General features: G+C 33.6%; 10 protein-coding genes. 7 read left to right on the top strand and 3 right to left on the bottom strand.

Annotated elements, in window-relative coordinates:
* Position 1: 1 nt before the first annotated feature.
* From cydC to BAQ44_RS11595, 4 genes are all read left to right on the top strand, one after another.
* On the top strand, positions 2-1,726 hold the full coding sequence (cydC, locus tag BAQ44_RS11610) for a thiol reductant ABC exporter subunit CydC (RefSeq protein WP_071721742.1): 1,725 nt from the start codon (positions 2-4) through the stop codon (positions 1,724-1,726).
* Positions 1,727-2,162: 436 nt separating this feature from the next.
* Positions 2,163-4,724 carry a glycosyltransferase gene (locus BAQ44_RS11605; protein WP_071721741.1) on the top strand — a complete coding sequence of 854 codons (2,562 nt, stop codon included), beginning with the start codon at positions 2,163-2,165 and terminating at the stop codon, positions 4,722-4,724.
* Positions 4,725-4,930: 206 nt separating this feature from the next.
* Positions 4,931-5,152 (top strand): hypothetical protein, encoded by a 222-nt coding sequence (locus BAQ44_RS11600; RefSeq protein WP_000461288.1) that lies wholly within the window; start codon positions 4,931-4,933, stop codon positions 5,150-5,152.
* An 89-nt stretch (positions 5,153-5,241) separates the two neighbouring features.
* Positions 5,242-5,688, top strand: a complete 447-nt coding sequence (locus tag BAQ44_RS11595) for a DUF6376 family protein (protein ID WP_061676859.1) — start codon at positions 5,242-5,244, stop codon at positions 5,686-5,688.
* Between the two features lie 88 nt (positions 5,689-5,776).
* Here BAQ44_RS11595 and BAQ44_RS11590 read toward each other — a convergent pair whose 3' ends face one another.
* A complete protein-coding gene (locus tag BAQ44_RS11590) occupies positions 5,777-6,778 on the bottom strand; it encodes a S66 family peptidase (RefSeq protein ID WP_071721740.1) in 1,002 nt (333 codons plus the stop codon).
* 187 nt (positions 6,779-6,965) lie between these two features.
* Between BAQ44_RS11590 and BAQ44_RS11585 the strand changes: the two genes are divergently transcribed.
* Both BAQ44_RS11585 and BAQ44_RS11580 read left to right on the top strand, forming a co-directional pair.
* A complete protein-coding gene (locus tag BAQ44_RS11585) occupies positions 6,966-7,919 on the top strand; it encodes a D-alanyl-D-alanine carboxypeptidase family protein (protein WP_061676861.1) in 954 nt (317 codons plus the stop codon).
* Positions 7,920-8,164: 245 nt separating this feature from the next.
* Positions 8,165-8,767 (top strand): nitroreductase family protein, encoded by a 603-nt coding sequence (locus tag BAQ44_RS11580; protein WP_186292095.1) that lies wholly within the window; start codon positions 8,165-8,167, stop codon positions 8,765-8,767.
* Between the two features lie 199 nt (positions 8,768-8,966).
* Here BAQ44_RS11580 and BAQ44_RS11575 read toward each other — a convergent pair whose 3' ends face one another.
* Positions 8,967-9,137, bottom strand: a complete 171-nt coding sequence (locus BAQ44_RS11575; protein WP_071721739.1) for a DNA mismatch repair protein MutT — start codon at positions 9,135-9,137, stop codon at positions 8,967-8,969.
* Between the two features lie 695 nt (positions 9,138-9,832).
* Here BAQ44_RS11575 and entFM point away from each other — a divergent pair.
* Entirely contained in the window at positions 9,833-11,125 is a 1,293-nt protein-coding gene (entFM, locus tag BAQ44_RS11570; protein ID WP_061676864.1) for an enterotoxin EntFM, read from the top strand.
* 98 nt (positions 11,126-11,223) lie between these two features.
* Here entFM and BAQ44_RS11565 read toward each other — a convergent pair whose 3' ends face one another.
* Complete coding sequence (locus BAQ44_RS11565) at positions 11,224-11,988, bottom strand: alpha/beta fold hydrolase (protein WP_071721738.1); 765 nt, start codon at positions 11,986-11,988, stop codon at positions 11,224-11,226.
* Between the last annotated feature and the right edge of the window lie 15 nt (positions 11,989-12,003).

Here is a 12,003-nt window from a genome sequence, read left to right as displayed (position 1 = left end):
GATGAGTAACTGGATTAAACCTTATATACAGCAAAATAAAGGTAGAATGACTTTAACTATATTCCTTGGTCTTCTTGGAGTTAGTTCAGGTGCGATGTTACTTTTCATTTCAGGTTATTTAATCTCTAAATCTGCTCTTAGACCAGAGAATGTAATGGCTGTATATGTTCCTATCGTTGCAACACGTGCGTTTAGTATAGGACAAGCGGTATTTCATTATTTAGAGCGTTTAGTTGGACATGATGTCGTACTGCGCATATTAGAAAAAATGAGAACGAAACTATATAGAATAGTAGAGCCGCAGGCGTTATTTTTCCGTTCGCGATTTCAAACGGGCGATATGTTAGGTGTATTATCCGAAGATATAGAGCATTTGCAAAACCTATATTTACGTACCATATTTCCTAGTATATTAGCATTAGTTGTATATAGCATATTCGTACTTGTTATCGGAGCATTTGACGTAGTGTTTGCACTTATTGCAGCATGTATGCTAGCGATTATCGTCTTTCTGCTTCCATTTATATCATTACTTTTAATGAAGCAACATCATGTTACTTTAAAACAAGGAAGAAGCCGTTTGTATCAACAATTAACAGACGCTGTTTTTGGATTATCTGATTGGCAAGCAAGTGGTAGAAAAGATGAATTCATTGATAAGTATGTAGAGCAAAATGCTCAGTTGTTAAAAACGGAAAAAAGAATGAAACGCTGGAATCATATTCGGGACAGTATCATTCAAGTAGTAGTGGGGATTGTAGTCATTTCCATGATCATATGGACTGGAAATGAGGCGGCAAGTGAACAGATTGCACCTACCGTTATTGCGGCTTTCGTCTTAATGACGTTATCAGTTACAAACGCGCTTATTCCTCTTTCAGATGCTATCGATCGAATCCCATCATATGTAGAATCTGCTCATCGTCTAAATCAAATAGAAGATAATGCTGTTTTACAGGAAGAAGAGGAATTACGCGGGGATAAAGGTTATGTTGCATCAAAACATATAGACATTGAATTAAATCATGTATCGTATAGTTACCCAGATAGTAATGAATTTGTATTGAAAGAAGTATCACTGCAAATAAAGGCAGGAAAGAAAATCGCCATTTTAGGAAGAAGCGGAACAGGAAAATCTACTTTGTTAAAATTGTTAACAGGTGCGCTAAGTCCGTTACATGGTGAAGTTTTATTGAATAGTGAACATGCTCATACAAATCTTTTATCGAAATATATTTCTGTATTGAATCAAAAGCCACATTTATTCGATACGACAATTGGAAATAATGTGCGAATCGGTAAACCAGAGGCTACGGATGAAGAGATATGGACAGCTTTAGAGAAAGCACAATTAGCTTCGCATATAGCTTCTCTTCCAGACGGATTGCAAACAAAAATGCATGAAATGGGAAAAAGGTTTTCTGGCGGGGAAAGACAACGGGTTGCTTTTGCTAGAACGCTCATGCAAGAGGCTCCAATTATTGTCCTTGATGAACCTACGATCGGCTTAGATCCGAAGACAGAATTATCTTTAATAGAAACAATGTTTTCTGCAACGGAAGAAAAGACAGTAATTTGGATTACGCACCATCTTGTAGGAATTGAACATGTAGATGAAGTTATATTCCTTGATCGGGGTCAAATTGTGATGCAAGGTAGTCATGAACAACTTCTGAAAGAAAACGAGAAGTATCGTATGCTTTATGAGTTAGATAAAGGAATATAGTTTGAATAAGTAATAATTGTAAAATAGCTACGCCTAATGGTGCAGCTATTTTTTTGTTAAGAAATATATTTTCTTTTTAAGGTATAGATTTATCCCGCTATTTGCAGGGAGTAAGACTCCAATCTTAAAATCCGGCTGATGTGAGGAAGTTAGGCGGAAGAGTAACTGTACGTAAAAATCCGATTGGTGAGGGGGATAATTAGAAGGGGGAGAAGCGCCCTCTAATTAAGGTTTCGTTTTATTTGCCTTAAGATAGAAATCAAATGAATCAAAAGCAGCTAATCAAATACTTATATCATTGAATATGTATATTTACGATTGAAAAGTAGGATATTTTGTTATGAGCTTGCATAAAAGTATAAAGGTTTCATACGGTTTAAGTAATGTGATAGTATGTCGCGTATATAAATAATATGCAAAAAGGTGGAGGGAAAAGATGGGGAATCGTTTTGAAAAAAGTGAAGAGGCGATAGAGCGAATTCCGTTAGTAAGTGTATTAATTCCTACTTATAATCGTCCTGGCTACTTTGAAAAAGCATTATGTAGTGTATTACAACAGACATATTCTAATATAGAAATTATCGTTGGAGATGATAGCACGAATGACGAAACAGAAAATGTGTTACAAAAATACTTATGTGATCATTCAAATATTATTTATATAAAAAACAGGTCAACTCTCGGACAATTTGAAAATGCGCTAATGTTATTTAATGAAGCAAACGGTGAGTATATAAATTTTTTAATGGATGATGATATATTTCATGTGAATAAAATTGAAAAAATGATGAAGTATTTTTTCAATGATCGAGATAATGAAATCAAACTTGTAACATCTCATCGTCAAGTAATTAATGATAAAGGGAAAGAACTACGACATATTTATTCAACTGTCCGTTTATTTGAAGAGGATACGATTATAGAGGGAACAGAATTAGGAAATAGAGTAATTGTGGATCAAAAAAATTATATTGGAGAACCGACAACAGTTTTATTTCGTAAAAATGATTTACAAGAACCGTATGGGATTTTTGATAAGAGAAGATATTTATGTAATGTAGATATAGCTTCATGGTTATCTTTATTAAGTAAAGGAAAAGCAGTATATATTGCAGAGACACTTAGTTACTTCCGATTACATTCAGGTCAACAGTTGAATGAATCTAATAAACTTATGGATGGAGTAGAGGATTTTTCACATAGTATTATAGTTGGAGAAAAGTATGGTTTTTTATCTACTGAAAAAGAGTTATATAAAGCAATAACTAATTTCCTAGACTATGCAAAAAAAATAGTTCCATCATCAATATTATATACGTTAGACTACTACCGACATATTAAGCGAAAGGAGATAAATATAGAAAAGAAAAAACAGTATCGGAATAACTACTCTCATTTACCGAAAGTCAGTATACTTATTCCTGCCTATAATCAACCTCATTACTTGGAATTAGCTCTCAAAAGTGCTTTGAATCAAACATATGAAAATATTGAAATAATAATTTCTGACGATAGTACAAACGGTGAAGTTAAAGCGATGATCCAACCATATTTAAGTCAATATGAATGTATTACATATGTTAAAAATAAACCTGGATTAGAAGCAGAGAACTTTAATAAGTGTATAGAACTTGCGAATGGAGATTATATAAACTTTTTATTAGAGGATGACTTATTTCATCCTGAAAAGATTAAAAGAATGATGAACTATTTTTTTAGTCTAGAAAACATTTCGTTTGTGACGTCATATCGTGAATTAATTGATGGGAATGGAAAAGTATTATCACCATCAACATTGAATATGAAAATCGCCAAAGAAACTACACTTTTTGAAGGGAAAGAATTAGGGGATTATATGCTAAAAAACTTAAAAAATGTAGTTGGTGAGCCTACAACAGTTCTGTTTAATCGAAAATTTTTGGGAGGCGGTTTTGGGTGTTTTAAGGGGAAGGGTTACTCTGCTATTCATGACATTGCAACATGGCTAGATATGATGAGGAAAGGGAAAGTAGTTTATATAGAGGAACCCCTTAGTTATGTTAGACAACATAGTGGGGAAAATCAAAAACAAATGCAATGTACAGTAAAGACAATTGAAGAATGGAATGAATTAATACTAGATGCATATAATAGTGGGTTTTTAAATTGTGAGCAAGATTATAAAGAATGTTTAACTCATTGTTTGGAAAATGCGGTGTTAATAATTAAGGATGCGGTAAAAAATAGTCAATTAAATCAAATTGATAATGAAAAGATAGAGAAGGAACTAAATAAGTTAGTTCATCTTTTATTTCAGAAAGAAGTCTGCTATTGTCAATTTTGCAATCAACAATTTGAAAAATTTTCTCCTTGGCCAGAACATTACGATTTTCCAAAATATAAATTCGAGATGTGGAATAAAGATACGGGAATTTGTCCGGTATGTGATTCGATGGACCGTGAAAGGTTATATCGTGTATATATTGAAATGGAAACGGATTTATTAAGTGGAAATGATACTGTGCTTCATATTGCACCAGAAGCAAAGTTAAGAAGTTGGTTTGCTCAGCATAAAAATATTACATATGTATGTGGAGATATTGAACCAAAGGATCCATTAATGCAGGAAATTGATGTTACTAGAATTCCATATGAAAATGATACATTTGATGTGGTTTTATGTGGTCATGTATTACAGTACGTTCAAGATGATGAAAAAGCGATGAGAGAGTTATATAGAGTATTAAAAACAAATGGATGGGGAATTATTCAAGCTCCAATCGTAATGAATGTAGATATTATTATAGAGAATGAATTAATTTTAACGCCAAAATTGAGAAAAATAGCTTTTGGTCATGAAGAACACGTAAGAATTTATAATCAATCAGGATTTATACAACGATTAATGAATGTAGGATTTAAGGTTGAATTGTATAACATAGCTGAAAAACAAGGAATGAGAAGTGCGAGGGGATTTGGTTTATCTGAAACTGATGTACTCTATATTGTTCGGAAATGAAGGATTGAGGAGAATTGAAATAATTTGCATAATAGATATTATGGACAGTTAAATCAAAGTTTTGAAGAAGCATTAAACCTTAAAAAAAGAATTAATGCTTCTCATTTTAATTATGGAGCGATATGCAACTTATTTTTTGGTTTTAAATTTAGCTGACAAAGGCAATACTGAGCCATAGTGAATGTAAAGTTGGAGGGCGAGTGTATATGTTTGAAGAGGATGGAATTGTTTTAATTATGGAGCCTGCTGATGAAAGAAACTTGAGGAGATTTATTTTTTCAGTGCCAAAGTCAGTGTATGAAAAGAAGGGGCTTACATTACACTATGGAGCAGCTATAGGACAAGGATATATGGATATAATTGAAGATATTATTAGTGTACATATAGAAATAGATGTTGTAACCATAATAGGGCATGTGAGCGGTTAAATAGCTATTTGAAAAAGGTTGTAGGTGATTTAGCTAGAAGTTATGATAAAGAAGATTGCAGACAAGGATAATGACGAAGGGAGTCTAAAATGAAAATCAAATCAATTTTATTAGTATGTATAGTTTCAATTGGTTTAATGGGATGTTCACTAGTAGAGCAAGGAAAGAACTCCATAGATTATGCTCAAAAAGCGACAGACTATGTAAATGAAATAAGTGCATTTGCAAGTGATGCGCCAGCATTAGCTGAAAAGGCCGTTAATGATAGCGAAGCTCGAAAAGAATTAGAAACGAAGCTTAATGAAATTAAACAAGATATACCCGCATTCAATGAATTAACGCCACCGGATGTAGCGAAGGATCTTCATCAGCAAATCGTCGGATATAACGAAAAGTTAAATACATTAATTGATACGGCAATGACAAAGATAGAAGAAGGCAAAGTGGATGTAGAGCAATTTAAAAACTCTGAGCTTATGCAGACGATAGATCAAGTTCGTGAATTGAAAGACAAGGTTCAAAATTTAGGACAATAATAAAAAAGGATCCGTGATGAACGGATCCTTTTTTATGTTTTCTAATGGAAAAGTTTATAATATTTTCTTCCTATAATATAGGCGTCCTTTATATCTTCCATTTTTCTAAAATATGTATAGTTTTATTGGTTGCATCCATGTTCACTTGAAGACCTATCGGCATAGTGATCATCGGATGGGTATGACAACAATCAAAGTCAGCAAGTAAAGGAATGCTTTGGTTTTGCAGTACTTCTAATAATATTTCGTACGGTTTGCGATTTGTACCACAATCATCAAATTGCTCATGTTTTCCAAGAAGTATACCTGAAACTTTATCAAATACACCGTTAATTTTAAGGAATGAAAAGCTTCTTTCAATAGTAGCTGCATTTTTTGAGCTATCCTCAATAAATAAAATATCGCCTTCTTGAATGCTTGGCATATAAGGGCTACCCCAAATGCCTTCTATTGTATTTAAGTTCCCACCAATAATACGTCCAGTAGCTTGTCCATTTGTTACAGAAATCCAATTATTATGTCTACGTTCTTTTTCTTCCGTCTTCATTTCCCAATTAATAAATTCATCTGACCAAAATAAAGGCTGTTTTATGTTGTAAGGAAGTACTTGATCATGTAGTAATGTTTCTGCAAAATAGTTGTATGTATAATCTACAAAAGGCTCAAATTCTCCAAAGGAGGGGACAAGTGCCGGACCATAAAATGTAGGGATTCCTGTTTTGGCATAAATCCCTAGCAATAAAGCTGTTGCATCTGAATAGCCAATCATTATTTTAGGGTTATTTTGAAAAGCATCATAATCAATATAAGGTAATAAGGAATTAGAATTCATGCCGCCAATTGTTGACATAATACAAGATACATTAGGATTTCTTATTAAAGCATTGAGTTCCTCGGCACGCTCTTGTATACTGCCAGAACGATAATAATCATATCGACCTGTTAGTGAACCTTCTAATATGTGAAATCCTTTCTGTTGTAAGTAGGATTTCGCTCGTTCAAATCTTTTTGGAGAAGTATAGGTTGCTGGTGAAGAGGGCGAATAAATGCCAATTGTGTCACCGTATTTTAATGTTTTTGGAAGTAGCATCGTAAGAATCCTTTCTATTCAATGTTAAATTACGATAATTTAACATTGAATATTCTTATATTTCGGTATTTTAATTGTAACATAAATGTATGAGATGAATAAATATGCTTTTTGCCTTGACGATATAAAGTAATTATTGTTATGGTTAAACGTGAGTGTATAAAAGGTTTGCTAAAGGAGTTTTGAAATGAAGCGGTTAAAATGGGGAAGGCTGACGATCCTAGTAGTCATTATTTTAGGGATATGTTGGTTCTTATTCCAAGGCACTCAAAAGAGTGCAACAAATGTAGAAGGACAACCTTTACAGGTGGCGGAATTACCTAAAACAGGATTAACTGAAAAAGTAGTGCCACCAAAGTACATACCACCGGAAATTGATGCAAAAGCAGCTATGATTATCGATGCGAGTAATGGAGATATTATTTATCAACATAATGAAAATGAAGCTTTTGCGCCAGCAAGTATGTCTAAGATGATGACAGCGTACCTACTATTAGAAAATGTACATAATGGGAAAGTTCGCTGGGAAGATCCGGTAAAAATGAGTGCGAAAGCGGCACAAACAGAGGGTGCGAGAATCCCAGTCCAAGTGAATGACACATTAACTGTTAAAGATTTGTACCATGCATTAATGATTGAATCAGCAAATAATTCGGCTGTAGCTTTAGCAGAACATATGGCAAAAACAGAGAAAGATTTCGTTCAGCTTATGAATGAAAAAGCAAAGCAGTTAAAAATGTCGGAGTATGCTAAATTTGCAAATGCGTCAGGACTACAAGAACCTGATGGAAGTGAGACGAAGATGACAGCTGCTGATGTAGCAAACTTGGCGTATCATCTTATAAAAGATTATCCAGAAATATTAGAAGTGACTCATTTACGTCAAAGTCAGTTAGCATTTAATAATATTAATGTTACAAGTACAAATGATATGTTAAACAAAAATAATAAAGCTTTATATATAGAAGGAATAGACGGATTAAAAACAGGATTTACAGATAGCGCGGGGTATTGTTTTACGGGTACAGCAAAACAAGGTGATACTCGTATTATTACAGTTGTAATGGGAACAAAAGGAAAAACGAAGCGTTTTACAGAGACGAATAAGCTAATGTCATATGCATTTGGCTTAGTTAATTAAGTAAAATATTGAGTTAGATCATTATATAAAAAAGGCAATTTGTTGTTACTTATTATAGGTAACAATAAATTGCCTTTTTATTTTTAGAATTAGGAAATAAAAAGGTAAAAAATGTGAGTGTTATTATTTGAGTTTATTATTGTTTGTTGATAGTATAAAGTTAGAAGCTTATTAATCATAAGTTTTAAGAGGCAGAATATGATGTGTACATATGAAAAAGCCTCAAATGAAAATTGGAGGGAATTATGATGGCAAAAGATTTTTACTCAGCAATTGAAGACAGAAGATCTATTTACGCGATTAGTAAAGAGCAAGTAGTTTCTGATGAGAAAATTCAAGAAGTGATTTATCATGCTGTAAAACATACACCTTCAGCTTTTAACTCTCAGAGCGCTCGCGTTGTCGTCTTGCTTGGAGAACAACATGATAAGTTATGGGATATTACGAAAGAAACGTTACGAAAAATTGTACCTGAAAATAATTTTGCATCTACTGAAGAAAAAATGAATGCATTTAAAAGTGGTTATGGAACGGTTCTATACTTCGAAGATAGTCAAGTAGTGGAAGAACTGCAAGAAAACTTTGCCTTATATAAAGAGAATTTTCCCGTTTGGTCTCAGCAATCCTCAGGAATGTTACAATTTGCAATTTGGACAGCTTTAGAAATTGAAGGATTTGGTGCTACATTGCAGCATTACAATCCATTAATTGATGAAGCAGTGAGAAAAGAATGGGAAGTTCCAGGGAACTGGAAACTTACTGCGCAAATGCCGTTTGGTAAACCGGTGGTAACTGCAGGTGAAAAAGAATACCAACCTTTAGAAAACCGTGTGAAAATTTATAAATAATGTAGGAACGATAAAGTGAAACTTTAATCAGTGGGGGAGTTGTTCATGCACCACTGATTATCAGCCTTCACCAATCGGGCTTTTACGGGCAGTTGATCCCCCACTTATCTTTTTTGCTTTCGCTGAATTTTGAGGTGGGGGTCTTACTGCCCGTTAATGTGGGATAAAAGGTGAACAGAAATATAATCTGTTCACCTTTTTATAAGTAGTAAGGATTTTTTTGATAGGAATTTTTCATCTGATTTTTTAATTCGTTTTTACGTGTTTCAATAGTTGATATTTTTTGTAACGTAATAATTGAAATGAATTGAAAAAAAGCATAGTACAGTTCTATATTTTTATTTGTAGGATCATCTATTATGTTTTTCATAAATATACCTCCTTTTTTAATAATAAGACTTCTATATCAAAATTCAATGCTACGTGGAGAATACCTACCCGTAAAAGTTCGATTGGTTTCCGGGTAGGATGGATAATACATGTATGGATTAAGACGCCACTCTATATATGATAATATAAATATCCTGAAAATTCCATGTGCAGCGGAAAATAAGGAGTAGAATGTACATTTTCGTCAAATTAGAACAGAATTTTTGAAGTTAAATCTTACAAATCGTCAAATCTTTTAAAAGCGATAGATAGTATCAAAAATAGTTTTCTGAAAATATTATACTATTGATAAAAAAAGCATTTTTTGTCATGATAAGAGTATGCTTCATGGAAAGAACTTTACTAGGAAATACATTCTTTGCATTGTATTAGATTAATAGAGTTTTTCGAAGTGGATAGGAAAAATATATTAAGATAATGAATGGAATGTCGAATTTTCAATGAAATACATATGGAATTTGAAAAAATCATTGCAAAAACAGTAAGTTTAATGGTAAAGTTCACATGAAGTTCACACGGAATTCACTTCATTCGTTTAAAATGAACTCTGTGTGAAAAATAAAACTCTTGTTAAAAAATGGAACTTAATGAATATTTTACTTTGATAATATTGTAATGTATTAAGTTTATAAGTTTTTTTAAGAGGATAGTAGGGAAAGGAAGTAAAGACAACTTATGAAAAAAGTAATTGCAGGTTTAGCAGCAGCTTCAGTAGTGGGTGTTGCAGTTCCAGGTATGGATTCTGCTCAGGCACAAGTTTCAAACGAGGCGCTAAAAGAAATTAATGGACAAAATCAAACTCAAAATCAAACGACTGTAACTGAAACAAAAACTGTAGAAACAAAATCTGATTTAAAATACACAGTAACTGCTGATGTATTAAATGTTCGTTCAGGTGCTGGTACAGGACATAACGTGATTTCTAAAGTGAAATCAGGTCAAGTACTACAAGTAATTGGACAAGAAAACGGTTGGTTCAAAGTAACTGTAAACGGTCAAACTGGTTATGTAAGTGGTGACTTCGTAACGACTGGTGGTAAAACAGGAACTACTGTTCAACAAGGAACTGGTACTTACACAGTAAACGTTTCTTCACTAAACGTACGTACAGGCCCAAGTACATCTCATACAGTATTAGGCTCTGTAAATAAAGGTAAAACAGTACAAGTTGTTGGAGAAGTACAAGATTGGTTTAAAATCAACTTCAATGGTGGAACTGGATACGTAAGCAAAGACTTCGTAACAAAAGGTGGTTCTGCTGTATCTAACGAAACAAAACAACCAACTACAAACAACAATACTACTACAGTTCAAACTGGTGGTTCTTATGTTGTTAACACTGGTGCTTTAAAAGTACGTACAGGCCCAGCTACATACAACGCTGTAATCGGTGGCGTAACACAAGGTAAAGTATTAAACGTTACTGGCGCTGAAAATGGTTGGTACAAAATTAACCATAACGGCCGTACAGGTTACGTAAGTGCAGACTTCGTTAAGTTTGTAAAAGGCGGAGTAAACAACGTTACAAATAACAATAACAATAACGTTACAAATAACGTTCAACAACCAGGTAAAGACGTACAAAAACCAACAACAGGTGGAGATACATCTTCAATCGCTGGATTCGCTAGATCTTTAAATGGTTCACCATACAGAACTGCTGGTACAACACCTGCTGGTTTTGACTGCAGTGGATTCATTCACTACGTATTAAATCAAACTGGTCATAAAGGCGCTCGTCAAACAGTTGCTGGATACTGGAGCTCTAAAACAAAAACTAGCAATCCACAACCAGGTGATTTAGTATACTTCCAAAATACTTATAAATCAGGTCCTTCTCACATGGGCGTTTACTTAGGAAACGGTCAGTTCATTAGTGCAGAAACAGATGCAACTGGTGTACGTATTAGTTCTGTAAGTAACTCTTACTGGAGCAAGCACATGTTAGGTTACACAAAAGCATACTAAGAAAAAGTAGTTTATATACTTTTCGTATAGAGAAAAGGCTTTCCAGGGAAACTTGGGAAGCCTTTTTATAGTTGAATAAATTGAGAATGTAGTAGTTTTTACTGTAACTTCCCATTTAAAAATCGAGCGTATAGGTCATGGAAATAGTTCGGACGAAATAAGTTTGCTGCATGTCCTGCAAGCGGTATTTCTTTGTATAAAACGTTAGGAAGAATGGATTTCAAATCAAAAAGACAAGATTTATAGAGATGATCATGTTCACCCATTACCCATAGAATAGGGTGGGGAAGTGATTTTAATTTGGATTTTAAATCGAATTCTAAACGATGCCGTAATGATTGGACAATAATTGATGAATGTAATTGCAATCCGAAACGGTAATAAATATTTCTTGAAATGACTGCGAACGGATTTGCTTTTAGTATGCCACTTGGGAAGATGGTATTTGCGTATTGAGAGAGCCATTTAGAGTAATCGTCTCCTCGCTTCTCCCAAAATTTTTGAAATACGTTATATAAAAGGGATGGATTATTATAATGTCCACCAATGTGACAAATGCTCAATACTTTTTCTGGATGCATTTGTGCAAAAATTGTAGAGATATAACAGCCGTAACTTAGAGCGCAAATATGAGCTTTTTGAATGCCTTCTTTTTCATATAAATTCAATAATTGATCTACGAGGCGCTGTAATGAAAATTCGATATCTGCACCTTTATCATCGCCATGACCTAATAAGTCATAAGTTATAATGTTATAGGTGGCTGAAAATCGTTTATGCTCTTTTTTGAAGGCACGACGATTGCCGACTAAGCCATGAATAAAAATGATTGTTTCCTTTTCGGAATGTATATTTGTTTGCAAAAAGGATACTCCTTT

Source organism: Bacillus mobilis (genome assembly GCF_001884045.1).
In the GTDB taxonomy this organism is placed as follows: Bacteria; Bacillota; Bacilli; order Bacillales; family Bacillaceae_G; genus Bacillus_A; species Bacillus_A mobilis.
This window is presented reverse-complemented; position numbering and strand designations above follow the sequence as displayed.